Genomic DNA, 25,094 nt, shown 5'->3' with positions numbered 1-25,094 from the left:
GTCATGGCAGTGACATCAGCTCAGGTGGAAAAGTACAAGGTCATCGTCGGTCTGGGCAAGACTGGGCTGTCCTGTGCGCGTTACTTTCACTCCACTGGTCAGGCCTTTCGTGTTGTCGACAATCGCTTCAGCCCTCCCTGCCTGCCCGAATTCGAAGTCGAGTTTCCATTTGCTGAAGTCAGTCTTGGAAATTTTGATCAGCAGCTGTTGCTGAATGCTGAAGAGATTGTATTGAGTCCAGGTGTCGGCCTGAAAACACCAGAGATCGCCGCTGCTATTGCAGCTGGAGTGCCCGTTACTGGTGATATCGATATTTTCAGCCGCCAGGCGACAGCGCCGGTAGTTGCTGTAACGGGCTCTAACGGCAAGAGCACGGTCGTAACATTGCTTGCAGAGATGGCTCGCGCAGCCGGTATGGAAGTGGGAGTAGGCGGCAATCTGGATGGCAGGGCCAGCATGCCCGCGCTTGATCTGCTGCGACTGGGCCCGCGTGATCTCTATGTCCTTGAGTTGTCAAGTTTTCAGCTGGAAACCACACAGAATCTTCGCGCGGAAGTAGCGACCATACTCAATTTGAGTGAAGACCACATGGATCGCTACGAAAGCATGGACGAATATAAAGCTGCAAAACAGCGGATCTACCGTGGCTGCCACCAGGTCGTGGTCAACACCGATGACGCGGCAAGCGAGCCCGAAGGTGAGACGCAGTTCAGTCGTCGATTCACTTATGGTTTCAGTGAGCCCGCTGAACAGCAGATGGGTATCACCATGCATGAGCGCGAGCCATGGCTTGCGATGGGCGAACATCTCGTCATGCCGGCACGTGATGTGCGTCTGGTAGGGCGACATAACCTGGCCAATGTGATGGCTGCCTACTGCCTTGGCTTTGCTGCCGGAATACCGGAATCCGCCATGATCGCGACCCTGCGCGAGTTTGCCGGGCTGCCGCACCGCTGCCAGTTGGTCCGCTCCCTGCGCGGGGTCGATTACTACAATGACTCCAAGGGAACCAATGTGGGTGCCACCCTTGTGGCGATTCAGGCAATCGCCGAACGAACACGCGGTGAGTTGGTACTGATCGCGGGCGGTATCGGCAAGGACCAGGACTTTTCTCCCCTGCTGCCGTCACTGGATCGTTTCGTCAAGCGAGTCATCCTCATTGGCAAAGACGCGGACAAGCTGGCAAGCGTGATCGGCAGTGCCGTCGACATCATGCGTGCATCGAGTATGGAAGAAGCAGTTGCTGAAGCCGCTGAAAGTGCCAATAGTGGGGATGCTGTGCTGCTGTCGCCAGCCTGCGCCAGCTATGACATGTTCAAAGACTTTGCACATCGTGGCCGGGTATTTGCGGCCGCTGTGGAGGCGCTGTCATGAGTACGCTGATGACAAGAAGCCGCGGTGCCGTTCGGGTCGCTGCCAGAGAGCCGGCACAACCTGTCAACACAATGCTGTTGATGATGTTGATGCTGACCGGCATTGGCCTGGTCATGATGACTTCAGCCTCGATGGAAATAGGCAACAGTCAGATGGGTGACCCTCTGTATTTCTTCAAGCGCCAGGTGTTTTTTATTGTCGTGGGTCTTGGCCTGGTGGCTGTGGCGTTAAAAATACCGATGCGGCTCTGGTACCAGGCGAGCGCGCCGCTTCTGGCGGTAGCCATCCTGTTGTTGATTCTGGTGCTGATTCCGGGCGTGGGTACTGTCGTCAACGGCAGCGCACGTTGGCTCGACCTGGGGTTCTATCGTCTGCAGCCGTCGGAGATGACCAAAGTATTTATGGTCTTTTTTATGGCAGCCTTTCTTTCCCGTCGCCGGGAGGAAGTGCAGCTGAGCTGGTCTGGATTTCTAAAGCCGATGGTCATCATGGGTGGCGCAGTTGTCTTGCTGCACTTCGAACCTGATCACGGCGCAATGGTCATTCTGATGGCCACGACGTTCACACTGCTTTTCCTGGCGGGCGCCAAACTGCACAGATTCATGTTCCTGGTGATGCTGTGCTTTGCAGCATTTGCCTGGCTGGCGATCAGCAAACCTTACGTCATCAATCGCCTGACCTCGTTCCTCAATCCATGGGCGGCCGAGTATGTATATGGCGAGGGATATCAGCTGACTCAGGCATTGATTGCCTTCGGACGTGGTGAGTGGTTTGGGGTTGGACTTGGTAGCAGTATTCAGAAGCTGTATTTCCTGCCGGAAGCGCACACCGACTTCGTGTTGTCCATTCTAGCCGAGGAGCTGGGACTGGCGGGTGTTCTGGTCGTGCTGTCGCTGTTCTGCGTGCTCATTCTGACCGCATTCCGGGTAGGCCGCGCTGCCGAGGCGCAACAGAATTATTTCAATGCGTATGTGGCATACGGTCTGGCCATGATTTTTGCGACACAGGTGTTTATCAATTTTGGGGTGAATACCGGTCTGCTGCCAACCAAGGGGCTTACGCTGCCATTCCTCAGTTATGGTGGCAACAGCCTGTTGATCAGCTTTTTTATGATCGGGGTGCTGATGCGCATCGACTATGAGCTGACAAATGGCAGTTCTGTAATTGAACAGGAGGATGCTGCATGACGCACCCATCTGTTCTGATCATGGCAGCCGGCACCGGCGGTCACATTTTTCCAGCACTGGCTGTGGCCAGAATTCTTCAGGCCGAGCAGTACCAGGTGCACTGGCTCGGCACGCCAGCCGGCATGGAAAATGATGTGCTGTCAGGAACTGACGTGCAACTTCATAAACTGCCAGTCAGTGGTCTGCGTGGCAAAAGTCGCCTGTCGATGCTCAAGGCTCCTTTTATGCTGATGAGTTCCGTGTGGCGTGCTGTTCGATTGCTGCGTAGTTATCGTCCCTGCTGCGTTATCGGGTTTGGCGGCTATGTTGCCGGTCCTGGTGGTGTGGCGGCCTGGTTGACGCGTACGCCGCTGATCATTCATGAGCAAAATGCGATTGCCGGGACTACCAACCGACTGCTCGTACCATTCGCGAAAAGGGTGCTTGAGTCATTCCGCGGAACATTCCCGGGCAGCAGCAAGACGATATGCACCGGGAATCCTGTACGCGCCGACATCGCCAGGATGTCGGTCAGTACCGACCAGTACGACGGTCAGCGTGAGCTGAGGTTGCTGGTGTTGGGTGGCAGTCTGGGCGCCGCCTGGTTGAACTCGGTGATGGTCGAGTTTGTGTCGCGTACAGCCGATGCCAATATAAAAGTCTGGCATCAGTGCGGCAAACAGAAATTTGTGGAAACCGAGCAGGCGTACGCCAGTGCCGGACTTTCCGGATCTGATAGGGTCCGCCTGATGCCATTCATTGATGATATGGGTGAAGTGCTGCAATGGGCAGACCTGGTAGTCTGCCGCGCTGGCGCCGGCACCCTGGCCGAGCTTGCTATCGCTGGCCTGCCTTCGGTGTTGGTGCCGTTCCCGCATGCGATTGATGATCATCAGACAGCCAATGCAAAGCATCTGGTTGAAGCGGGCGCTGCCGTTATGTACCAGCAGAAAGATTTGAATGTTGACATGTTAGTGGCGCTTTGCCGCGAGTTTCTGGCGGAGCCTGCCCGTCTGGCGGAAATGGCAGTTGCTGCGCGACGTGCGGCTATGCCTGATGCAAGCCAGCATGTTGCTTCGATTTGTAAGGAGGTCTGTCATGGATAGTCATCGCTCGCGTTATTACCAGGTTCCTGAGATGCGGCGTATCAAGACCATCCACTTTGTTGGTATTGGTGGTGCCGGCATGTGTGGTATCGCTGAGGTGCTGCTGAACCAGGGTTATCGGATCAGTGGCTCCGATATCAAGTCATCAGCTGTCACGGATCGCCTTGATCAACTGGGAGCGACCATTTTTATCGGTCACACCAGCAGCAATGTCAAAGATGCCGATGTGGTTGTTTACTCCAGTGCTGTCAACAAGGAGAACCCCGAGCTCGTAGCAGCCAAGCAGAACGGCAAACCAATTATCCCGCGTGCAGAAATGCTCGCTGAACTGATGCGGTATCGTCACGCCGTGGCGATTGCCGGCACTCATGGCAAAACGACTACAACCAGCCTGGTCGCTTCCATCTTTGCGCAGGCTGATCTGGCGCCGACCTTTGTTATCGGTGGCCGACTGAACAGCGCAGGCGTGAATGCGGCGCTGGGTGAAAGCCGGTATCTGGTCTGTGAAGCTGATGAGAGCGATGTGTCATTCCTCCATCTGCAACCTATGGTGGCAGTTGTCACAAATATAGACGCCGACCACATGGGTTCCTATGACGGCGATTTCAACAAGCTGAAAAGTTACTTTATTGAGTTTCTTCACAATCTGCCTTTTTACGGTCTGGCGGTGCTCTGTATTGATGACCCGGTAGTGCGCGAAATTCTGCCGCGTGTCGCCCGCCCGGTGATTACCTACGGGTTCTCGGATGATGCGGACTATCGCGTTGCCGACTGGAGTCAGCAAAAGCAGCACACCCGCTTTGTGGTGCATCGTCCCGATGGTCACGATGCCTTGCCAATCAGCATGTCCATACCCGGGCGTCACAATGCCCTGAATGCTGCCGCGGCGATTGCGGTGGCGACTGATGAAGGTGTCGACGACGAGTCGATCTGCTCCGGCCTGGCTACCTTCCAGGGTGTCGGGCGGCGCTTCGACATTCAAGGCGAGTTCGAGATTGCCGGTGGTGGCAAAGTGATGTTGCTGGATGACTACGGTCATCACCCAAGCGAAGTCGCAGCGACCATTGCAGCACTGCGGGCTGGCTGGTCGCAGGCGCGTATCGTGATGATCTATCAGCCACACAGATACACACGGACCAAAGACCTTTACGAGGACTTTGTTACCGTGCTGTCAGAGGTCGACGTGTTGTTGATGCTCGATGTTTACTCGGCTGGTGAAGAGGCAATTCCGGGCGCTGATTCGCGCAGCCTGTGTCGCAGCATTCGGATGCGGGGCAAGATTGACCCGGTGTTCGTCAAAAGCGAGGGCAGTGTCCGGGACGTTCTTAAAGATATCGTCAAAGACGGTGATGTTGTGATTACACAGGGCGCTGGCAGTGTCGGTGCACTGGCCAGGGCTCTGGCCGAGCAAGGGTTGATGTAATGAGTGATATGAGTCGTTTTGGCAAAGTGGCAGTCCTGATGGGCGGCAAGTCGGCGGAAAGGGAAATTTCTCTTCTCAGTGGTCGTGCTGTGCTTGATGGCCTGGTGCGCGCTGGCGTCGACGCAATCGGCATTGACGTCGATGACAGCCTGCCTGCTCAGCTGCTGGATAAAAAGATCGACCGTGTATTCAATATTCTGCATGGCCGCGGAGGTGAAGACGGAAAGCTTCAGGGCATGCTCGATCTGATGGGTATCCCGTATACAGGCAGTGGTGTACTGGCATCTGCGCTGGCAATGGACAAAGTCAAAACCAAATGGATCTGGCAGCACAGTGGTCTGCCAACGCCAGCCAGTGCCGTCCTTGATGAGGCAACTGACTGGCAGGGACTGGTGGACAGTTTTGGAGAGCTGGTGGTGAAGCCCTCACATGAAGGCTCCAGTATAGGAATGTCCATGGTCGCCGATGCCGGCGCGCTGAAAGCTGCTTTCGATAAAGCCCGTGGTTTTGACACTGAAGTCATGGCAGAACAGCGTATCCGTGGCAGAGAGTTTACCGTCCCGATTATTCGTGGTGAGGTGTTCCCGGCGATCGAAATGTCCACTCATCACGAATTCTACGACTACGACGCCAAGTACAAGTCCAACGATACAAAGTATCGCTGCCCAGCGCCGCTGAGCGATGAAAAAAGCGATGAGCTGGCACGACTTTGTCTGAGAGCTTTCGAGGTGCTTGGCGCTAATGGTTGGGGACGCGTTGATGTCATGCAGGACGGCGACGAGAACTTCTGGCTGCTGGAGCTGAACACAGTCCCAGGTATGACAGACCATAGTCTCGTGCCACTGTCCGCCAAGACAAACGGGCTCAGTTTTGAGCAACTGGTAGTTCGAATTCTGGAGACTAGTCTGTGACCGGAAATCGTCGATCAACATCATTTTCTGCATACTCAGCCAGTGCTGACGTGCCGCAGGACTTTGCGCCAATTCGGGCAGAGAGTGCAGCCAGAGGAGCCTCTGCAGAGGTGTCGGCTGATGATGTGAAGCGTCGCAAACCATGGTGGTTGCTGGCTCTGGCGCTTCTGGGCTTGGCTGTGGTGCTGGCCAACCACTATCGGGGCATCATCTCCGATACCGTGGCGGAGTACGCCGCACTTGTGCCTGATTTGAATATTCCGGTGATCAACATGCCGGAGTTTGATCGCCCTGTCATAAACAGAACGATCAATACCGTGCGAATGGAGTCGCCACTGACAAACGTTACCGAGCAGGAGGTGCGAAGCCTGCTTGCACGATACACCGAGTCCGGATTTCTGGGGGTGGATGTTCAGGATTTGAAGCAGGAGCTTGAGCAGAATCCCTGGATACATCATGCCAGCGTTCGTCGGGTCTGGCCGGACGCGCTGGTAATTCGACTCGAAGAGGAGCAGGGAATTGCGCGCTGGGGTGAAAGTGACCTTCTGAATATCGAAGGTGAAATATTCAGTGCGCCGTGGCGCGGCGGAGAATCTGAGTTGCCGGGGCTGTCGGGTCCGCAGGGTATGGAGTCTCAGGTTTTGCAGCGCTACCGCCAGTATGCGGACATGTTGGCGGGTATTGGAATGAGTGTAGAGGCTGTTGCACTGGACGAGCGCGGGTCCTGGCAGATAGAAACTGCCGACGGCCTGACGCTGAAGCTGGGTAGAGCTCAGGCAGATGAGCGGCTGGCACGATTTGTCTCAATTCATAATCGGGGCATGGCTGCAGAAATAGCCGCAGCCGACATTGTCGACTTGCGGTACAACAATGGATTTTCAGTAAGTAAACGCTCGGCACCCACCGATACCGTGGCGAGCCGATAGGCAGGTAAAAGTTATGAGCGCTGCAGAGAACAGCAACATGATCGTAGGTCTGGATATAGGTACATCCAAGGTTGTCGCCATTGTGGGTGAGATCAAGGCCGATGGTGCGCTGAATATTGTTGGCATAGGCAGCCATCGCTCGCGCGGACTCAAGAAGGGCACGGTCGTCAATATTGAATCAACGGTTGAATCGATTCAACGTGCCGTGGAAGAAGCTGAATTGATGGCAGGCTGTCGCATTCACTCGGTTTACGCGGGAATCGCGGGTAGTCATATTCGCAGCATGAACTCACACGGAATTGTTGCCATCCGTGACCGGGAGGTCACTCGCGCTGATATAGACCGCGTCATTGATGCTGCACAGGCGGTTGCCATTCCGGCTGATCAGCGCGTGCTGCATATTCTGCCGCAGGAATACATTATCGACTCTCAGGAAGGCGTGAAAGAGCCGCTGGGCATGTCTGGTGTTCGCCTGGAGGCAAAGGTGCATCTGGTAACCTGCGCCATCAACGCTGTCCAGAATATCGAGAAATGTATCAAGCGATGTGGTCTGCAGACTGAAGAAATCATTCTTGAGCAGCTGGCGTCCAGCTACTCGGTATTGACAGAGGATGAGAAGGAGCTGGGCGTCTGCCTGGTGGATATCGGTGGCGGCACGACAGATATCGCAATCTTTACAGAAGGCGCCATTCGTCACACAGGCGTGATTGCTGTTGCCGGGGATCAGGTCACCAACGACATTGCCATGGCGCTGCGTACCCCGACTGATAACGCCGACGAGATCAAGATCAAGTATGCATGTGCGCTCACTCAGCTTGCCAGCGCCGGTGACATGATCAAAGTGCCAGGTGTTGGTGAAAGACCAGCGCGTGAACTTTCCAGACAGGCACTGGCAGAAGTAGTCGAGCCACGTTATGACGAACTGTTCACGATGGTGAAGGCCGAACTGCAGCGCAGTGGCTATGAGAATCTGATGGCTGCCGGTGTTGTACTGACTGGCGGTACCAGCAAGATGGAAGGCGTCATTGAACTGGCTGAGGAAATTTTCCACATGCCGGTCCGGCTTGGCATGCCGCAAAGTGTTAAAGGTCTTTCCGATATTGTACGCAACCCGATTTACTCCACAGGCGTTGGTTTGTTGATCTGGGCAATGAAACAGCAGCAGCACCAGGAAAGGAGTCACAAGCCGGTTCCGGTCAAGGAGCCGAAAATCAATGTGTTGAAGCGAGTCAAAGACTGGTTGAAAGAAAATTTTTAGAAATGAACGTTTTAAAACCGATAAATTCTTTTTGATGTAGAAATGGGGGCCAATATGTTTGAACTATTAGAAAGCGTTCCGCAAAGTGCAGTCATCAAAGTGGTTGGTGTTGGTGGGGGCGGCGGAAACGCTGTTCGCCACATGATCGCGAATCAGGTTGAAGGCGTTGAGTTTGTGTGTGCCAACACTGACGCACAGGCATTGACTGATGTGCACGCCAAAACACTGCTGCAACTGGGCAGTACGGTAACCAAGGGTCTGGGCGCTGGTGCCAACCCCGAAGTTGGCCGCCAGGCTGCACTTGAGGACCGAGAAGAAATTGCGGAGATCCTCAGCGGTGCCGACATGGTGTTTATCACCGCCGGCATGGGTGGCGGTACTGGTACAGGCGGCGCGCCGATCTTTGCTGAAGTCGCCCGAGAGCTTGGTATTCTTACAGTGGCGGTGGTTACCAAACCATTCCCGTTCGAGGGGCGCAAGCGTTCCCTGATCGCTGAACAGGGTATTCAAGAGTTGTCCCAGCACGTCGACTCGCTGATCACCATCCCCAACGAAAAGCTGCTGGCGGTGCTTGGCAAGCAGGCTTCGCTGCTGGAAGCATTCAAGGCGGCCAACGATGTGCTGCTGGGAGCTGTGAAAGGCATCGCTGATCTGATCATTCGTCCCGGTATGATCAACGTGGACTTCGCGGATGTGCGTACCGTGATGTCTGAAATGGGTATGGCGATGATGGGTACCGGCTACGCAACCGGTGAAGACCGGGCACGCGAAGCAGCTGAAGCAGCCATCCGCAGCCCATTGCTGGAAGACGTAAACCTGCACGGGGCACGCGGTATTCTGGTCAATATCACGGCTGGTGAGAACATGTCACTTGGTGAGTTCTCGGAAGTGGGCGACACCATCTCTGAATTCGCCTCCGATGACGCAACAGTCGTGGTTGGTACGGTAATCGATCCGAATATGACTGACGAAATCCGTGTCACTGTCGTGGCCACTGGTCTGGGTGAGATTCGCGCCGCAGAGCAGCGTCCTACCAAAGTGGTGGATAACACCCGTGCGGTGGCATCTGGCGCGAGCCAGCGCAGCGCGGAGCGGGCTCCAGAGCGCCCCATGGCAGCACGTTCGCGACCGGCAGCGACTGGTCACACGATGCCAGGCAGCAGCTTTGCCAAGGCTGTGGGTGCTGAGGATGGTATGGATTACCTGGATATTCCTGCTTTCCTGCGTCGCCAGGCCGACTAAGCCCGGATGGACCCGGGAGGTGGCTCCGCCCGGGTCCAGATTTGCGCCAATTCAACATTTGGGTTATTTGTTGATCTTTGCTATCATCCGGCGAAATACCATTCCCGGAAAAATTTCCCGATATGTTGAAACAGCGCACCTTAAAAAATGTCATCCGAGCCACAGGCGTTGGCCTGCACACGGGTGAAAAGGTCTATCTTACGCTCCGACCTGCACCGGTCGACACTGGCATTGTGTTTGTAAGGACAGATCTTGAGTCGCGCCCCCACATTCCGGCTCGCGCTGAGCTGGTCGGCGATACGACGCTGTCAACCTGTCTGGTCAAGGACGGGGTACGGGTTTCCACCATTGAACACCTCATGTCGGCCATGTTTGGCCTCGGCATTGATAACGCCTACGTTGAAGTCAGCGCCGGCGAAGTGCCGATCATGGATGGCAGTGCGGGCCCATTCGTATTCCTTATTCAGTCTGCTGGTATCGAAGAGCAGGATGCCGCCAAACAGTTTATCCGCGTGACCAAGCCGGTAAAACTTGAGGAAGGCGACAAATCAGTCAGCATCGAGCCATTTGATGGCTTCAAGGTAAGCTACACGCTGCTGTATGACCATCCCGTATACCGGCGCTATACCAAGTCCGCAACTATCGATTTTTCCAGCACTTCCTTCGTCAAGGAAGTCAGTCGGGCGAGAACCTTCGGCTTTATGCATGAGTTTGAAGAGCTGCGGAACCGTAATCTGGCGCTGGGTGCAAGTATGGACAATGCCATTGCCGTTGGCGATTACAAAGTCCTCAATGAAGATGGCCTACGCTACGAAGACGAATTTGTTAAACACAAAATCCTCGACTCTATCGGCGACCTTTACCTGCTGGGTTACAGTCTGCTTGGTGAATTCAAGGGCTACAAGTCAGGCCACTCGCTGAACAACAAGTTGCTGCGAGCCTTGCAGGCCAACCCGGACAGCTGGGAGCGAGTCAGCTTTGACTCGGAATCACAGGTGCCGATTTCCTACATCAAACCGGTGTTAGCCGCCTGAGCGACAATGACACGATGACACCGACCTCTCTATGAAACTGATTCTGGTAAACCAACGCTACGGACACAGCCGGACTATTGTGATCCGGGGATGGCTCAAGGGGCTGCTGTCGCTGTGCCTGCTTGGTGCGCCTGTAGCGCTGGGTTACCTGGGTTATCAGCTGGCGGTCAGTGATTCCGACGCCAATCAGCTTGTCAGCCAGGAAGCTACCGAAAAGTGGCAGCAAAAACTGGATGAGCAGTCCCAGACGCTTGCCCAGTTGAAACGTAACGCCGAAGTGCAGCTCGAAGCGCTGACCACCCGCCTGGCAACGCTGCAGGCGAGAATGCTGCGCCTGGACGCACTGGGTGAGAGACTGACCACGGTCGCAGATCTCGATACCAGTGAGTTCGACTTCAGCCAGCCACCAGCGGCCGGCGGCATCCTGATCAGTGATTCCGGCACGGTCTCGACCCCCGACTTTCTGTTTGCCATTGATCAGCTGGAAAATGATATTGCGCGTCGCAGCGAACAGCTCGAGACGCTGAGCCAGCTCATTAATGGTCAGCAACTCCTCAAAGAAGCGGAGATCGCCGGACGTCCGGTGCGCAGCGGTTGGCTGTCCTCGGGCTTTGGTCGCCGGGCCGACCCATTCACTGGTGCCATGGCCTGGCACAGTGGTGTCGACTTCGCAGGCGCTGCCGGTGGCCCAATTGTATCAGTCGGTGCGGGAGTGGTTACTTACGCTGGTGACCGCGACAATTACGGACTGACTGTTGAAGTTGATCATGGAAACGGTTACCTGACACGCTACGCGCATGCGAAAGAACTCAAGGTCGAAACGGGTGACATCGTTACCCAGGGCCAGACCATCGCATTGATTGGCAGTACCGGTCGATCAACCGGCCCGCATGTCCATTTCGAGGTTTACAAGAACGGTCGCGTCGTTGACCCATCCTCTTATATCCGCCGCACACACCGCTGACGCGGTACTCAGACATTCCCTTATTTAACAATGCCGTCGCCCCTTGATGAGCCGGCGCCGTATACCGTCATTTACGATTCAAGCAGGACACCATGAGTACATCATTTCTAAGCAGAATTTTTGGTAGCAGCAATTCCAGAAAGTTGAAGAAGCTGCAAAAAACTGTCAGGCAGATCAACAGCCATGAGTCGGAGCTGGAAAAACTGAGCGATGCCGAGCTGCGTGCCAAAACGGAAGAGTTCAAATCGCGTTACGATGGCGGCGCGTCACTGGACAGCCTGTTGCCCGAGGCATTTGCGGTGGTCCGTGAAGCCAGTAAACGAACACTTGGCCTGCGCCACTTTGACGTACAGATGATTGGCGGCATGGTGCTGAATCACGGCGATATCGCAGAGATGAAAACCGGTGAGGGCAAAACCCTGGTGGCTACGTTGCCTGCCTACCTGAATGGTCTGACCGGTGAAGGCGTCCACATTGTGACGGTCAACGACTATCTGGCCTCTCGTGACGCCAACTGGATGCGCCCGTTATATGAGTTCCTGGGTCTGACCGTTGGTGTCATCAAGAGCGGCCAGCCGCCTCAGGAAAAACGCGAGGCCTACCAGGCATCCATTACTTACGGCACCAACAACGAGTTTGGCTTTGACTACCTGCGCGACAATATGGCGTTTCGCGTTCAGGACAAGTTCCAGCGTCAATTGAATTTCGCCATCGTCGACGAAGTGGACTCCATCCTGATCGATGAGGCGCGAACTCCTTTGATCATCTCGGGTGCGGCAGAAGACAGCTCACGCCTGTACCAGACCATCAACTCTTTGGTGGACAAGCTTGAGAAAGGCGATGCTCCGGTTGAAAAGACACCAGGCATCTCCCTGGAGCGTGAGGAAAAGGTTGAGTCAGGTCACTTCATGGTGGATGAGAAGACCCGACAGGTGGAGCTGACCGAAGCAGGTCATGAACATCTTGAACAACTGCTGTCCGAGCGCAACCTGCTCAAAGAGGGCGAGAGCCTGTATGCGGCTGCCAACCTGGGCCTGCTGCACCATATCCATTCTGCGCTCAAGGCGCATTATCTGTTTAACAAAGACGTTGAGTACATCGTCAAGGAAGGCCGTATTGTGCTGATCGACGAGCACACTGGCCGCACCATGGAAGGGCGACGACTGTCTGAGGGTCTGCATCAGGCCATCGAGGCGAAAGAAGGGCTGGAGATCCAGAGTGAGAGTCAGACGCTGGCATCCACCACCTTCCAGAACTACTTCCGTCTGTATCAGAAACTCTCCGGGATGACCGGTACTGCTGACACGGAAGCGTTTGAATTCAAGCAGATCTACGATCTGGAAGTTGTCGTGATTCCACCCAACAAACCCATGCAGCGACGCGACATGAACGATCTGGTGTTCATGAGCATGGAAGAAAAATTCGAGGCGATTGTCCGCGATATCAAGGAATTCAGTTCACAGGGCGCGCCGGTACTGGTGGGTACTGCCTCAATTGAAACCTCGGAATTGCTGTCTGCCTTTCTGAAAAAAGAAAAGGTGCAGCACGAGGTCCTCAACGCCAAGTTTCACGAAAAAGAAGCGCAGATCATTGCGCAGGCGGGGCGACCGGGAGTCGTCACCATTGCAACCAATATGGCAGGCCGGGGTACCGACATTGTACTGGGCGGCAACTGGGAAGTTGAAGCGGCTGCAGCTGGGGAAGTGACGCCGGAACAGCGCGAGAAACTGAAAGCAGAGTGGCAGCAGCGCCACGACCAGGTGCTGGAAGCGGGCGGCCTGCATATTATCGGTACTGAACGTCACGAATCACGTCGAATCGATAACCAGTTGCGCGGTCGAGCTGGTCGTCAGGGCGACCCGGGCTACTCACGTTTTTATCTGTCGCTGGAAGATAATCTGATGCGTATTTTCGCGTCAGAGCGCGTGAAGAACATCATGCAGGCGCTGGGTATGGAGCGTGGCGAGGCGATTGAGCATGGCATGGTCTCCAAGTCCATTGAAAAAGCGCAGCGCAAAGTGGAAGGTCGAAACTTCGATATCCGCAAACAGTTGCTTGAATACGACAACGTGGCGAATGACCAGCGAACCATTGTCTATCGTCAGCGCAATGAGATCATGGCCAGCGACGACATCAGTGAACTGGTCAGCAACATGCGCGATGACGTGGCGGATGAAGTGATCAGCAGCCACGTACCGCCGCAGAGCATATTTGAGCAATGGGATATCCCGGGTCTGGAAAAGGCGATTGAAGCAGAGTTTGCCATTCACCTGCCGATTGCCCAGTGGCTGGAGGAAGACGAAAAGCTTTACGAGGAAACCCTGCGCGAAAAGATCAAGGTGGCGCTGGCGGATGCGTATACGCAAAAGCGCAATACAGTCGGAGAGAAAATGCAGTTGCTGGAAAAGCAGATCGTACTGCAGATTCTCGATACGCTGTGGAAGGAGCATTTGCAGGCGATGGACCATTTGCGCCAGGGTATTTCCCTGCGTGGTTACGCGGGCAAGAATCCCAAGCAGGAATACAAACGCGAGGCATTTGGGCTGTTCCAGAGTCTGCTGTCTCGCCTGCAGCACGATGTGATCCGCTTCCTGAGTCATGTGCAGGTGCGTTCGCCAGAAGAGATTGATGCGATTGAGCGCGCCCGTGAAGCAGAGCGTGCCAAAGAGAAAATGCAGTTCGAGCACTCAGAGGCGAATGCCATGCAGGCCGCAGCTGCCGCAGAAGGAAGGGCACAGGAAAACAATGATGACCAGCAGTCACCATTTGTGCGCGAAACGCCGAAGCTGGGCCGAAATGATCCCTGTCCCTGTGGCTCGGGCAAGAAATACAAACAGTGTCACGGCCGATTAAGCTGATAACCCAGGAAGGGTGCCCGCTGGTCGGGCTGATGATTGTGTTCACGAACAGAAAAAACGTCAGGGTGTAAGTTATGGCAACTGGAAGTCATGAGCTGGGTCAATTATTGCCGGTAGACGGCATCAATATCGCTACTGTCTGCGCCGGCGTGCGCTACAAGAACCGCCGCGACCTCGTGTTGTTTGAACTCGCCGAGGGCACTCGCACGACGGCTGTCTTCACGCTGAACGCGTTTTGCGCGGCACCGGTTACGCTGGCGCGTCATCATATCGCCAGCGCGAAGGGGGATATCCGCTATCTGCTGGTCAACACCGGCAATGCCAATGCCGGCACAGGCCCGCAGGGTATGAAAGACGCGGAAACCTGCTGTCACGCTGTTGCCGGGCTCACGGGCGTTGCGGATCATCAGGTATTGCCGTTTTCCACCGGTGTTATTGGTGAGCGATTACCGGCTGAACGCATTGTCGCAGCACTGCCAGAGGCCAGACAGTCGCTGGTGGCTGACAACTGGCTGGCAGCTGCCAGCGGTATCATGACGACAGATACGCGCCCCAAAGGCATCTCTACTGTTGTTGAACACCAGGGCAAACGCATAACCCTGACGGGTATCACCAAAGGTGCCGGTATGATCAAACCCAACATGGCGACCATGCTGGCCTTTGTTGGAACCGACGCGGATATCGAGTTGCCTCTGCTGCAGTCGCTGCTGCAATCGGCGGTCACCTATTCGTTCAATCGCATTACCGTGGATGGTGATACCTCTACCAATGACTGCTGCACACTCAGTGCCACCGGCAAGAGCGGTGTCAAAGTCAGTGAGGCAGATCCGGCACTGCTGGATGCGTTCACAACCGCGCTGCATGAACTTATGATCGGGCTGGCAAAACTCATTATTCGTGATGCAGAGGGCGCCACCAAGTTTGTCACTGTTGATGTTCGTGGTGGCGGCACGGTTCAGGAATGTCTCCAGGTAGCCTACGCAATAGCTGAGTCGCCACTCGTTAAAACTGCGCTGGCCGCCTCGGACCCGAACTGGGGCCGTATTCTGGCAGCCATCGGTCGGGCTGGCGTGGAGAGTCTGGATGTCACTAAAATCGATATCTGGCTTGGCGATGTGCAGATCGTTGAAAAGGGTGGTCTGGCGCCTTCCTATACTGAAGAGCAGGGGCAGCGCGTCATGAACCAGGTCGATATCACACTGACCATCAGCCTGGGTCGTGGTGACGTCAACGAGCAGGTATGGACCGCCGATCTGACAGAGGAATACGTGCGTATCAACGCTTCCTATCGCAGCTGATCAGTCAGCTGCGAGCAGGCAGTCATTCCTGCTTTCTGTACATACTGATGCCGGCGATGCCTCTGGCGCCAGCCTGCTTTGCTGTTTCCAGATCGGCTAACTGCATTCCCCCCATGGCGTATACTGCCGCAGGAAAATCGCTCGCCAGCTGTGAGAATGCCGGCCAGCCCGTGCCCGGCTTGCCGGGATGACTGGTGGTTGGCAACACGGGTGATACGATGGCAAAGTCCACCGCAAGTTCTGCAGCATGATGCAACTCCACTTCTGAATGGCAGGATGTGCCCAGTAGCAGATCGTCAGCCCGTTCCAGTTGATGCCCGACTGGTATCTCTTTCGCTGCATGGCTGTTCAGATAGAAGCCGGCGACATGCAGCGGAAACTTTTTCGCCAGCTGCAGCGTTTCGGGGTGACTGTTTAAATCGGTATCCAGCAGGAATCTGACAGGCTGCGTATCAGTTGCATTGTGGCTGTACCGCTGGATTAGTTTGCTCGCCATGGCGCAGTAGTTTGATGGCGACGGATCTGAGTCGGTTCTGCGCAATCGGACAAGTGCTGAGTTGGCCAGTGCGCCGGTCGGCAGCGGTTCTGCAGCAGGAGTGCCACAGTCGTAAATCATGACATGATCGGGAAGGTGCAATGCACGTATGATGGCTCGATTGGCGGCCGGAAACTGATCAGACCGCAGCTCTCTGCGGTCGAGCCAGCGCATAGGCTGGTTCTCCATGCCACGAGGTTCACCTTCAAATGCGATCACTTCATGCACATCAAGTAACACGGATTTGTCCGGGTAATGATGGGTAATTCTGCATAGAGGTTGATGGCTTATAACACGAATATTGAGTTCTTCGAGGAGTTCCCGCGCCAACGCCTGCCCAACGGATTCGTCGGGCTCTACTTTGCCCCCCGGAAATTCCCAGTAACCACCGAGATGCTGTCGCGCGTGCCGCTGGGTAATCAGGATTTTTCCATCCGTTCCCAATATTACACCGACGGCCACGTGAACGGTCGTACTGGTCTGTGCAGTTGCGGTGTCAGTCATTTCGCTCGGAGCTGAAACTGGCCAGGGCGTCAATCTGCTCAGGGTCTACAGGGTCACCGGCAATAGTGTGGCGCTCATTGGCCCACTCGCCGAAGTCAATCAGTTTGCAGCGTTCGCTGCAGAACGGCCGGTATTTGTTTTCCTCTTTCCAGACAACCATACTGCTGCAGGTAGGGCAGTTCACTTTGAGGATTCTTTCAGTCATTGTGTCATTTCCAGATATCTTTGGTGCTGAGCCGTTACAGCGTCTTTGAGTTGATTCAGGTCGCCGTCATTGACAATGATATCATCCGCGCGTTCGATCCTGGCGTGGCGTGCCATCTGGCTTTCCATGATGGCCTTAACGGTCGCTTCACTGCTGTTGTCTCTGACAATCGTGCGTTCGATCTGCAGGGATTCAGGCGCATCTATCAGCAATACGCGTGAGCACAGGCGCTGCTGATCGGTTTCCAGCAGCAGGGGTGAAGACAGCAGTGTGTACGGCGACGTGCTGGTGGTCAGACGAGAGATGATCTCCTGCCGGATTAACGGATGAAGCAACTGTTCAAGCCACTTTCTTTCATTGTGGTCATCAAAGATTCGCTGGCGAAGCTGACGCCGGTCCAGTTGACCGTCGTCCAGCAGCACGCCATCTCCGAAGTGCGCAACGATGGCCTGCAATGCAGGCTCGCCGGGTTTAACGACTTCCCGTGACAGCTCGTCTGCATCAACGACGGTGATACCCAGTTCGGAAAAGAATCGGGTCGCTGCAGACTTGCCGCTGCCGATACCGCCCGTCAGGCCTATAATCAGACGTTCTGATTCGAGAGTTTGTGTCATGTGCGCCTCCCAGCTTTTTTTAAGCAGCTTTTTGCTGATCGGTTTTTTTGCAGGACATTAGGCGCCCGCGACTGTCAAAAGGTACCACTGATTGATGGCATCGCCCCAGATGAGCGCAAGAAACCCGGCGATGGCCAGATAGGGACCAAACGGCATGGGTATGTTGCGATCCTTGCCGGCGATGACAGTCAGCGCAATGCCAATGACGGCACCTGCGAGTGATGACAGGATAACGATAGTCAATAGATGCTGCCAGCCCAGCCAGGCGCCCAGTGCCGCCAGTAATTTGAAATCACCATACCCCATACCCTCGCGACCAGTCAGCAGTTTGAACGCCCAGTAGATGCTCCAGAGACTGAGGTATCCGATGCTGGCGCCCAGGATCGCCTCAGTGGGTGTTGTTCCCAGCCCAGCCGGAGTCAGGGTCAGGACAAGACCCAGCCACAGCAGGGGCAGGGTAATATTGTCCGGAAGCAGTTGGTGATCAACATCAATGACTGTCAGGCTTATCAGACACCAGGTCATGACCAGCGCAGCAAGCATGGTGGCAGTCGGGCCAAACTGCCATGCAACCAGGCCGGACAGAACGGCAGTCACCAGCTCAACAACCGGGTAACGCCAATGGATGGGCGTCTGGCAATTTGAACATTTGCCTTTCAGCAATAAATAGCTGACAACTGGCACGTTCTGCCAGGGTTTGACCTGCTTTTTGCAGACGGGGCAGTGTGATGCAGGCACGCTCAGGTTGAAAACCTTGTGCTCTGGGGCCGGATCATTGATCTTGAGTGTTTCAGGGTCTGTCTGCAGAAATTCGCAGCACTGCTGCTGCCACTCGCGCTGCAGCATCAGCGGCAGACGGTAAATGACAACATTCAGAAAACTTCCCACCAGCAGCCCCAGCAGTGTTGTCAGCAGAATGGTTGCGAGGGGTGATTGGGCCAACAATTCAAGCAGCGTCATATTGCGCTTCCCAGTGTAAATACGGGTAGATACATCGCCAGCATCAAAATACCAATGACAATGCCGAGAAAAGCCATCAGGCACGGCTCAAGCGAAGCGGTAAACTGCGCGATACGCGAATCCAGCACCTGCTGGTAGTGGGCAGCGCATTTGTCCAGCATGGAGTCCAAAGTGCCTACCTCTTCACCGACCGTGACCATTTGCTCAATCATAACCGGAAACAGCCCTGTCTTGCGAATGCACGACGACAGCGTATTGCCCTGAGAAACCTGGGCAAGCAGTGAGTTCACGGCATTCTGATACACCTCATTGCCGACGGTCGGTGCACTGAGCTGCAGCGCCTCCACCAGAGGTAGCCCGCTACGCAGCGCCACAGTAAGCGTATTGCATAGTCGACTGATGCAGGCCGCTCGGATGGTGGGTCCGATCAACGGGGAATTAATGATGAGTCGATGCCAGGACTGCGTTCCGCATGTCGTCCGCCTGATTATCAGACTTGTTGAAACCAGCACCGTTGCTACGCCAACAGCGATCGACATTCCATGCCGGATGGCAAAATCTGAAACACTCATGACATGCTGAGTCAGCAAGGGCAACTCAGCACCAAACTGTGAAAAACTGTCTGCAAAACCCGGTACCACCTGTGTCAGCAAAATACCGCACACCGCGATGGCCGTCATCAGCACAATCGTTGGGTAGCGCAGCGCCCGCCTGAGTTGCTGGCGTGTGTGCAGCTGGTGCTGCGCAAGACTGACCACGCGCTCTAGCATGGCATCCAGCTGACCAGTCAGTTCACCGGCCTTTAACAGGTTGATTGTCAATCGTTCAAAGCACTCTGGATGTTTCTCCATTGTCTGATGCAGCATGCTGCCGTCTGTGACATCCTGATTCATTGTTCGCAGAATCTGCTGCAGACTCCCTTCATTGCAACTGGCAGTGCAAATCTGCAGGGCCTTGTTAATTGGCAGACCCGCCCTGGCCAGGCTGGCAAGTTGTTCCAGCATCACCATGGTGGCGTTAGTGTCGGGGCGCCGGCGCCAGGGGCTTGCGGCTTTTTCCTCGACACCCTTCAATGGGCTTTTCTGGCGAGACCTGGAAAGCACGTGGGCAGTAATGCCCTGTTTCAAAAGCATCACTTTGGCGTCGCTTGTTGAATCTGCCTTTATCTGGCCAGCCAGGCGGTTGCCCTGAGCATCCTCTCCCTGCCAGCAATATTGCCGACAGCTCCGCTTCAACATACGCGTTCAACCTCTGCCAGACTGGTTATACCAGCGGCGACCTTTTGCAGGGCGGCCTGTCTGAGGTTGATATGTCCTGACTGGGCTGCTGCCTGGCGTATGTCGATGGTACTGGCACCTGCGCTTATCAACGACTCTATATCCCCGGTAATGGGTAACAGCTCAAATATGGCTACCCGTCCGCGATAGCCTTTGTGGCAGGCATGGCAGCCAAGCGCCTCAAAAACGGTGGCGGACTTGATCTGTTCGGTGTTCATCCCCGCAGCAAGCAGCCTGTCAGCGCCATCCTGCCTGCCAGGGTCAATAGCCATCTTGCAGTGTTCACATAGTCGACGGCACAGGCGCTGGGCCACAACCAGCGACAGCGCACTGCTCAGGTTGTAGTGCGCCACGCCCATGTTGAGAAGTCGCCGAACCGTGTCTGCCGCACTGTTGGTATGTAATGTTGACAGCACCAGATGGCCGGTTTGGGCGGCTTTTACGGAGATGTCTGCCGTTTCCTGGTCACGAATCTCACCCAGCATGATGATGTCCGGGTCCTGCCGCAGAAACGCTCGCAGCGCGGTGGCAAAGCCAAGTTCGACGGCAGTATTAATCGCAACCTGGTTCGCGCCGGCCAACGTCATCTCGACCGGATCTTCCACGGTAAAGATATTCCGGTCTCGCTGATTGAGGTGCTGTAGTGCGGCATAAAGGGTTGCGGATTTGCCGCTGCCGGTGGGCCCGGTAACCAGAACCATGCCCTGAGAGCGAGTCAGCGCTTTTAGAAAAACACTGGTTTGCTGCTCATTCATGCCCAGGTTCCGACAGTCCAGTTGTTCGGGGTTGTCGTTCATGATGCGAATGACAATTTTCTCACCCCAGATAACGGGGATGGTGCTGACCCTCAGACCCACCTGTTGCCCCGGGCGGTAGTCAAACTGGATTCGACCGTCCTGTGGCTTGCGGCGCTCGGTGATATCGAGATTGGCCATCACCTTTATCCTGCCGCTAATTCGTGGCGCCAGATAAAGCGCGGTACTTTCGATTACGTGCAATAAACCATCGCAGCGAAAGCGGATGCGGTAGTGGTTCTTGCCGGGTTCCAGATGAATATCCGATGCGCCCGCGTCAATCGCCGCGCTGATCGTCCGGTCAATAAAACGCACAACCGGTGCCTCCTGGTCATCACTGCTTGGTGACTGGTCGCCGCCAGATAGGTGCCGGTCGTCATCCGGACGATCCTGTTCCTGCAGGCTGTTAACCGGGCTGAGCCGTTGGTGCAATTGATCATGGGCTACGATAACAAGCGGCAGTGGAGCGTGGCTGCGCTGCACAACTTCTTCAATGAATGTCACGCAGGCGGGGTCGAAGAAGGCAAGAGTGGGCGTTTCCGGGTGCAACAAAAGTGGCAGGATTTCATGCTGGCGCAATATGTTCAGACTGAGCTGGTATGGCTCAAGCTGACTGTCGTCAGAAACTGATGCACGAATGTTGCTCAGATCGACCCATGGCAATGCCAGTTGTCTGGCAATGAAACGTGCCAGAATATTGGCAGGAATACTCTGGTTGCGTGCAACCAGACTAAATAATGAGACATGCTCCGTTTCCGCCTGGTGCACCATCTCTCTGGCCGCTGCTGATGGCAAAAGACCTGCCTTTACCATGGAATTGGCAATACTCTGGTTGAACATCAGTTCGCCTGTGTGCTGATCGTGGTTCCCTGTTCAGTTGTATAGCAGGCAATCGTCGCGGCTGCTATAAATCGATGAGGAAGCGCTGGCGCTGTTCAGCCATTCCGGAGGTTTACTCGTTCATAGCAGACTTGGTCATCATGGAGGATGGAGTATGGATACAGGAACACTTAACTATTTCACGCGATGTCGTAAGATCATTCGGGCCAGGGGTTTTACCCTGATTGAGCTGATGATGGTGGTCGCCATCGTAGGCATTCTGGCAGCTGTGGCGCTGCCGTCATATCAAAGTTACGCGGCGCGAGCCAGTTTTGCAGAAGTGATCGCGGCTGCGTCGCCAGCGCGGGCAGCTGTGGATCTTTGTGTTCAGTCCCGGGGAGCGGAACAGTGCACGGATATACCTTCCCAGGATGGCTGGTCAGCATCCGGCGGTGTTGACTCGGTCGCTGTCTCCATGAACGAAGAGGATTTTCTGGTGACTGTCACACCTGCCGGGACAGCAGCTGGTATCGCAGCGACAGATACCTACATTCTTCTGGGGCAGGCCGCCACGGGATCGGTGCAATGGCAGACCCACGACGACTCAGGTTGTCTTGGCAGCGGATTGTGCTGAGTAGCTACCGCGTCGGCTGTATTTTTGCTACATTACGGCCTTCCTGAAGAATGCAGATATCTGTTAAGCAACGGTTCAGCCAGATGTTTCTATAGTGAAACTGTCAACGGATCAGACGAATCAAGGTCTACCGTGGTTTAACGGGAACAGAAGACGTAAAGACACAAAGGGTGTCGGAGTAGCAATTATGAATAAGTTCAAGTTTGGTATGTTGTCTGTAGTGTCAGCCGTGGCTGCCGTTGCCGCCTTTGGTCTGAGTGCTCAACCCAAGACAATTGCGGATGGTGTGTATACCGAAGAGCAGGCCGCAGCGGGTCAGCCGATATTTGAAGAGCGCTGCTCAGCGTGCCATAACGCGGACTTCTACAAAACTGCACTGTCCAACCGCAACAACCAGCCGCTGGTGTTCCTGTTTGAAGAAATTCTGGGCACCATGCCGATGGACATGCCCGGCTCGCTGATGGATGAGGACTACCAGAACGTGCTGGCTCACATCCTGCAGATTACCGGCTTCCCGGCTGGTGAAGAGCCCCTGGACTACTACGGTGGCAGCATGGAAACCGTCGTAATCATTCCGCCGGAGTCCTGATCCGCGATTCCAGCTAATGTCTCCGCCGGCCTGACCCTCGGTCAGGACGGCGGAGACAGCCTGATCCCAACCCTGGATAACCTGGCGTCAGCTCCGAGTCAGGCTCCCGATCTCCTGAGCGCCATCCAGCGCGGGCATCACATCTCCGATCTTGATCGCTCAGAATCTGCTCAAGACTGCTGCATCGTCAGTCGCATGGATAGATCAATCGCCCGCACATCCTTGGTCAGGGCGCCAATTGAGATGTAGTCAACGCCAGTCTCGGCAACCGTTACCAGAGTATCGCGGTTGATGCCTCCTGATGCTTCCAGCTTGCAACGCTGGTTTCCGCGATCCGCATTGCGGACCACCGCTGTGCGCATATCTTCCAGCGAGAAGTTATCCAGCATGATGATGTCGGCGGCCGCGTCGGTGGCCTGTCTGAATTCCTCCAAAGACTCCACTTCAACTTCAACCGGCCTGTCTGGGGCGATCTGGCGGGCCTGCTGCACGGCTGCGGCAATCGAGCCACAGGCACTGATGTGGTTTTCCTTGATCAGGAACGCGTCATACAGGCCCATGCGGTGATTCCCGCAGCCCCCTGTTCTGACGGCGTATTTTTGTGCGGTGCGCAGCCCCGGCAGGGTTTTTCTGGTATCGAGCAGGGTTACGCGGGTATGGGCTACCAGCGCGGCATACTGACGAGCAAGCGTGGCTGTGCCGGATAATGTCTGCAGGAAATTGAGCACACAGCGCTCGGCAGTCAGCAGCGCGCGCGCAGGACCTCTCAATGACAACATGGTCTCATTGGCCGCGATCTCATCACCATCCTGCTTGTGCCAGGTCGCCTTGATGTCCGGGGAGACCTGGCGCAGGGTTTCCTCTGCCCACGCAATACCGCAAACAACTGCCGGCTCCCGGCTGATCACTCGCGCCTGGGCGGCTGTACCGGCGTCAATGAGCATTGCCGTAATATCACCGCTACCGATATCTTCCTCAAGCGCTCGAGTGACGCAGCTGCTGATATCGCTGGGGAGTGTCAGTGAATCCAGACTCATGTCGATTTACCTGTCGGGTGCTATACTGGTGCGCGACTTTAGCATATCTGACAGGAGTCATGCTTGATAGCAGACCATTGGCTGGCGGATGTCACGCAGGTGCAATCGCCCAATTGCAGTGATCGCCCGGCAGGCGAAGAAATAAGCCTGCTGGTGATACACAATATCAGTTTGCCACCCGGTGAGTTCGGCGGTCCGTGGATCGACAAGCTGTTCACCAATGAGTTGCCACCCGATGCGCACCCGTACTTTGCAGACATTGCAGCCCTGCGTGTGTCTGCGCACCTGCTTATCCGGCGGGATGGGGCTATCATTCAGTATGTGCCGTTTAACAGGAAAGCATGGCATGCGGGACAGTCCTGTTTCGAGACGCGAGAAAACTGCAACGAGTTTTCAATTGGCATCGAGCTAGAGGGATGTGATGATCAGCCCTTCACAGATGAGCAGTACGATCGCCTGGCCACGGTGACGCGCTATCTGATCTCTCACTACCCGGCAATCGGCTCTGGGCGTATAGTAGGGCACAGTGATATCGCTCCAGGCCGCAAGACAGACCCAGGCCCCCACTTTGACTGGACACGTTATCTGGCCAACTGCCTATGAAATTCCTGACAATTCTGATCGTCCTGTTATTGAATCACTATTGGCGTCGCGATCGCCATCTGGCCGTGGATTCCTGGTTTGTCGCCTGGCAGCGCTGGCTGCTGAATCATCGCCATCGCCTGCCGGAGTGGCGGGCACTGATTCCGGCGATGGCGGTTATCCTGCCGCTGTTGCCATTGTTGCTGCTGATCTGGCTCGCCCAGAGTGTTTTCTTTGGCCTGCTGACGCTGGGTATCCATGTGCTGGTAGTGCTTTACTGTTTCTCGCGACATAACCAGGACCTCCTGGTGGAGCAGTACCTGGAGCTTTGGGAGGCGGGTGACTTCGAAGCCGCCTGCCAGATGGTCGAGCCGCTGGTGCAGGAGGCTGGTGAGCCCGCGGCTGATGACTACGCGAGAATCCATAGCCAGTTCATGACATACCTGCAGCGCACGGCATTACGAAAGCTGTTTGCCGTGCTGTTTTTCTACTTCCTGCTCGGGCCAGCCGGCGCGCTCGCCTATTGTCTGCTGGTGGCCATGTTCCGGGACGGTCGCCTGCTGGATGACGTGGACGAATTTGCCCTGTTCGAGCGCACGCTGGCGGCCGTTGAGTGGGTGCCGGTTCGTGTTCTGGCATTCAGCTTCGCCCTGGCTGGTGATTTTGTTGGTGCCTTCAGGGCATTGCGCAATCATTTCTGGCAGGCACCGGATCTGCTTGCCAATTTTTCGTTGCTGGCGGCGGCGACCGACGGTGCCGCGGGTCTGGATGACGTGGAGGCAACTGCTCAGGAATCGAGGCTGCGGGCTGCGCACCAGCTGAAGGCACTGCAGGATCTGTTGCTGCGCACTCAGGTCGTATGGGTCATTGTGTTGTCCATGCTGGTTTTTGTAGTCTAACTACAAAAATGCCGTGTCCGACTTGAAATCTGCGTCGCCAACGGGTAGCATTTGCCGCCAGATGTAATTGATTTACAAAATTGCC

22 protein-coding genes and 1 pseudogene are annotated in these 25,094 nt (G+C 55.5%); 16 read left to right on the top strand and 7 right to left on the bottom strand.

The annotated features are described in order from the left end of the window. Positions 1-3: 3 nt before the first annotated feature. The 12 genes and pseudogenes from murD (at position 4) to argJ (ending at position 15,560) form a co-directional block, all read left to right on the top strand. Entirely contained in the window at positions 4-1,374 is a 1,371-nt protein-coding gene (gene murD / locus LVD14_RS14450; RefSeq protein WP_237134827.1) for a UDP-N-acetylmuramoyl-L-alanine--D-glutamate ligase, read from the top strand. After that, a complete protein-coding gene (gene ftsW / locus LVD14_RS14445; protein ID WP_237134826.1) occupies positions 1,371-2,561 on the top strand; it encodes a putative lipid II flippase FtsW in 1,191 nt (396 codons plus the stop codon). Before murD ends, ftsW begins: the two co-directional genes overlap by 4 nt. Next, entirely contained in the window at positions 2,558-3,646 is a 1,089-nt protein-coding gene (gene murG, locus LVD14_RS14440) for an undecaprenyldiphospho-muramoylpentapeptide beta-N-acetylglucosaminyltransferase (protein ID WP_237134825.1), read from the top strand. The genes ftsW and murG overlap by 4 nt, the downstream gene beginning before the upstream one ends. Further along, on the top strand, positions 3,639-5,069 hold the full coding sequence (gene murC, locus LVD14_RS14435) for a UDP-N-acetylmuramate--L-alanine ligase (RefSeq protein WP_237134824.1): 1,431 nt from the start codon (positions 3,639-3,641) through the stop codon (positions 5,067-5,069). The genes murG and murC overlap by 8 nt, the downstream gene beginning before the upstream one ends. Then, complete coding sequence (locus tag LVD14_RS14430; protein ID WP_237134823.1) at positions 5,069-5,980, top strand: D-alanine--D-alanine ligase; 912 nt, start codon at positions 5,069-5,071, stop codon at positions 5,978-5,980. Before murC ends, LVD14_RS14430 begins: the two co-directional genes overlap by 1 nt. After that, positions 5,977-6,906 carry a cell division protein FtsQ/DivIB gene (locus LVD14_RS14425; protein ID WP_237134822.1) on the top strand — a complete coding sequence of 310 codons (930 nt, stop codon included), beginning with the start codon at positions 5,977-5,979 and terminating at the stop codon, positions 6,904-6,906. The genes LVD14_RS14430 and LVD14_RS14425 overlap by 4 nt, the downstream gene beginning before the upstream one ends. Before the next feature lie 13 nt (positions 6,907-6,919). Then, positions 6,920-8,164, top strand: coding sequence for a cell division protein FtsA (ftsA, locus tag LVD14_RS14420; RefSeq protein WP_237134821.1), 1,245 nt, complete (start codon positions 6,920-6,922; stop codon positions 8,162-8,164). Positions 8,165-8,218: 54 nt separating this feature from the next. Further along, positions 8,219-9,221, top strand: a pseudogene (gene ftsZ / locus LVD14_RS14415) (cell division protein FtsZ); the annotation flags it as partial. A 307-nt stretch (positions 9,222-9,528) separates the two neighbouring features. Continuing rightward, positions 9,529-10,440 carry a UDP-3-O-acyl-N-acetylglucosamine deacetylase gene (lpxC, locus tag LVD14_RS14410; RefSeq protein ID WP_237134819.1) on the top strand — a complete coding sequence of 304 codons (912 nt, stop codon included), beginning with the start codon at positions 9,529-9,531 and terminating at the stop codon, positions 10,438-10,440. Between the two features lie 31 nt (positions 10,441-10,471). Then, entirely contained in the window at positions 10,472-11,404 is a 933-nt protein-coding gene (locus tag LVD14_RS14405) for a M23 family metallopeptidase (RefSeq protein ID WP_237134818.1), read from the top strand. Positions 11,405-11,496: 92 nt separating this feature from the next. Continuing rightward, a complete protein-coding gene (gene secA, locus LVD14_RS14400) occupies positions 11,497-14,262 on the top strand; it encodes a preprotein translocase subunit SecA (RefSeq protein ID WP_237134817.1) in 2,766 nt (921 codons plus the stop codon). Between the two features lie 74 nt (positions 14,263-14,336). Continuing rightward, positions 14,337-15,560 (top strand): bifunctional glutamate N-acetyltransferase/amino-acid acetyltransferase ArgJ, encoded by a 1,224-nt coding sequence (argJ, locus tag LVD14_RS14395; protein ID WP_237134816.1) that lies wholly within the window; start codon positions 14,337-14,339, stop codon positions 15,558-15,560. A gap of 22 nt (positions 15,561-15,582) precedes the next feature. On the opposite strand, the gene LVD14_RS14390 is transcribed toward argJ, so the two are convergent. From LVD14_RS14390 to LVD14_RS14365, 6 genes are read right to left on the bottom strand one after another with little or no spacing between them, the layout of a single operon-like run. Beyond that, positions 15,583-16,599 (bottom strand): Nudix family hydrolase, encoded by a 1,017-nt coding sequence (locus LVD14_RS14390; protein WP_237134815.1) that lies wholly within the window; start codon positions 16,597-16,599, stop codon positions 15,583-15,585. Beyond that, the gene (gene yacG / locus LVD14_RS14385; RefSeq protein ID WP_237134814.1) at positions 16,592-16,804 is read right to left on the bottom strand and encodes a DNA gyrase inhibitor YacG; all 213 of its coding nucleotides are present in this window, start codon (positions 16,802-16,804) and stop codon (positions 16,592-16,594) included. The genes LVD14_RS14390 and yacG overlap by 8 nt, the downstream gene beginning before the upstream one ends. After that, entirely contained in the window at positions 16,801-17,418 is a 618-nt protein-coding gene (gene coaE / locus LVD14_RS14380) for a dephospho-CoA kinase (RefSeq protein ID WP_237134813.1), read from the bottom strand. The genes yacG and coaE overlap by 4 nt, the downstream gene beginning before the upstream one ends. 57 nt (positions 17,419-17,475) lie before the next feature. Next, on the bottom strand, positions 17,476-18,378 hold the full coding sequence (locus tag LVD14_RS14375; RefSeq protein ID WP_237134812.1) for a prepilin peptidase: 903 nt from the start codon (positions 18,376-18,378) through the stop codon (positions 17,476-17,478). After that, complete coding sequence (locus LVD14_RS14370; RefSeq protein WP_237134811.1) at positions 18,375-19,616, bottom strand: type II secretion system F family protein; 1,242 nt, start codon at positions 19,614-19,616, stop codon at positions 18,375-18,377. Before LVD14_RS14370 ends, LVD14_RS14375 begins: the two co-directional genes overlap by 4 nt. Further along, a complete protein-coding gene (locus LVD14_RS14365; protein ID WP_237134810.1) occupies positions 19,610-21,289 on the bottom strand; it encodes a GspE/PulE family protein in 1,680 nt (559 codons plus the stop codon). The genes LVD14_RS14370 and LVD14_RS14365 overlap by 7 nt, the downstream gene beginning before the upstream one ends. A 154-nt stretch (positions 21,290-21,443) precedes the next feature. On the opposite strand from LVD14_RS14365, the gene LVD14_RS15490 reads away from it, so the two are divergent. Together LVD14_RS15490 and LVD14_RS14350 are read left to right on the top strand one after the other, a co-directional pair. Next, positions 21,444-21,902, top strand: coding sequence for a prepilin-type N-terminal cleavage/methylation domain-containing protein (locus LVD14_RS15490; RefSeq protein WP_272907351.1), 459 nt, complete (start codon positions 21,444-21,446; stop codon positions 21,900-21,902). Positions 21,903-22,089: 187 nt separating this feature from the next. Continuing rightward, positions 22,090-22,491 carry a c-type cytochrome gene (locus tag LVD14_RS14350; protein ID WP_237134809.1) on the top strand — a complete coding sequence of 134 codons (402 nt, stop codon included), beginning with the start codon at positions 22,090-22,092 and terminating at the stop codon, positions 22,489-22,491. A gap of 170 nt (positions 22,492-22,661) precedes the next feature. Here LVD14_RS14350 and nadC read toward each other — a convergent pair whose 3' ends face one another. Next, a complete protein-coding gene (nadC, locus tag LVD14_RS14345; protein ID WP_411268296.1) occupies positions 22,662-23,522 on the bottom strand; it encodes a carboxylating nicotinate-nucleotide diphosphorylase in 861 nt (286 codons plus the stop codon). Between the two features lie 69 nt (positions 23,523-23,591). Between nadC and ampD the strand changes: the two genes are divergently transcribed. Both ampD and ampE read left to right on the top strand, forming a co-directional pair. Then, a complete protein-coding gene (gene ampD / locus LVD14_RS14340; protein ID WP_237134807.1) occupies positions 23,592-24,131 on the top strand; it encodes a 1,6-anhydro-N-acetylmuramyl-L-alanine amidase AmpD in 540 nt (179 codons plus the stop codon). Next, positions 24,128-25,009, top strand: coding sequence for a regulatory signaling modulator protein AmpE (ampE, locus tag LVD14_RS14335; protein ID WP_237134806.1), 882 nt, complete (start codon positions 24,128-24,130; stop codon positions 25,007-25,009). The genes ampD and ampE overlap by 4 nt, the downstream gene beginning before the upstream one ends. Positions 25,010-25,094: the final 85 nt, after the last annotated feature.

Source organism: Pseudohongiella sp. O18 (assembly GCF_021729085.1).
GTDB lineage: Bacteria > Pseudomonadota > Gammaproteobacteria > Pseudomonadales > Pseudohongiellaceae > Pseudohongiella.
The sequence above is the reverse complement of the archived record's forward strand: the minus strand, read 5'-3'. Positions and strand labels throughout refer to the sequence as shown.

Bases quoted from the DNA above. Each gene is read 5' to 3' on its own strand.
- murD (WP_237134827.1), top strand. From the start codon at position 4: ATGGCAGTGACATCAGCTCAGGTGGAAAAGTACAAGGTCATCGTCGGT.
- ftsW (WP_237134826.1), top strand. From the start codon at position 1,371: ATGAGTACGCTGATGACAAGAAGCCGCGGTGCCGTTCGGGTCGCTGCC.
- murG (WP_237134825.1), top strand. From the start codon at position 2,558: ATGACGCACCCATCTGTTCTGATCATGGCAGCCGGCACCGGCGGTCAC.
- murC (WP_237134824.1), top strand. From the start codon at position 3,639: ATGGATAGTCATCGCTCGCGTTATTACCAGGTTCCTGAGATGCGGCGT.
- LVD14_RS14430 (WP_237134823.1), top strand. From the start codon at position 5,069: ATGAGTGATATGAGTCGTTTTGGCAAAGTGGCAGTCCTGATGGGCGGC.
- ftsA (WP_237134821.1), top strand. From the start codon at position 6,920: ATGAGCGCTGCAGAGAACAGCAACATGATCGTAGGTCTGGATATAGGT.
- lpxC (WP_237134819.1), top strand. From the start codon at position 9,529: ATGTTGAAACAGCGCACCTTAAAAAATGTCATCCGAGCCACAGGCGTT.
- LVD14_RS14405 (WP_237134818.1), top strand. From the start codon at position 10,472: ATGAAACTGATTCTGGTAAACCAACGCTACGGACACAGCCGGACTATT.
- secA (WP_237134817.1), top strand. From the start codon at position 11,497: ATGAGTACATCATTTCTAAGCAGAATTTTTGGTAGCAGCAATTCCAGA.
- argJ (WP_237134816.1), top strand. From the start codon at position 14,337: ATGGCAACTGGAAGTCATGAGCTGGGTCAATTATTGCCGGTAGACGGC.
- LVD14_RS14390 (WP_237134815.1), bottom strand. From the start codon at position 16,599: ATGACTGACACCGCAACTGCACAGACCAGTACGACCGTTCACGTGGCC.
- yacG (WP_237134814.1), bottom strand. From the start codon at position 16,804: ATGACTGAAAGAATCCTCAAAGTGAACTGCCCTACCTGCAGCAGTATG.
- coaE (WP_237134813.1), bottom strand. From the start codon at position 17,418: ATGACACAAACTCTCGAATCAGAACGTCTGATTATAGGCCTGACGGGC.
- LVD14_RS14375 (WP_237134812.1), bottom strand. From the start codon at position 18,378: ATGACGCTGCTTGAATTGTTGGCCCAATCACCCCTCGCAACCATTCTG.
- LVD14_RS14370 (WP_237134811.1), bottom strand. From the start codon at position 19,616: ATGTTGAAGCGGAGCTGTCGGCAATATTGCTGGCAGGGAGAGGATGCT.
- LVD14_RS14365 (WP_237134810.1), bottom strand. From the start codon at position 21,289: ATGTTCAACCAGAGTATTGCCAATTCCATGGTAAAGGCAGGTCTTTTG.
- LVD14_RS15490 (WP_272907351.1), top strand. From the start codon at position 21,444: ATGGATACAGGAACACTTAACTATTTCACGCGATGTCGTAAGATCATT.
- LVD14_RS14350 (WP_237134809.1), top strand. From the start codon at position 22,090: ATGAATAAGTTCAAGTTTGGTATGTTGTCTGTAGTGTCAGCCGTGGCT.
- ampE (WP_237134806.1), top strand. From the start codon at position 24,128: ATGAAATTCCTGACAATTCTGATCGTCCTGTTATTGAATCACTATTGG.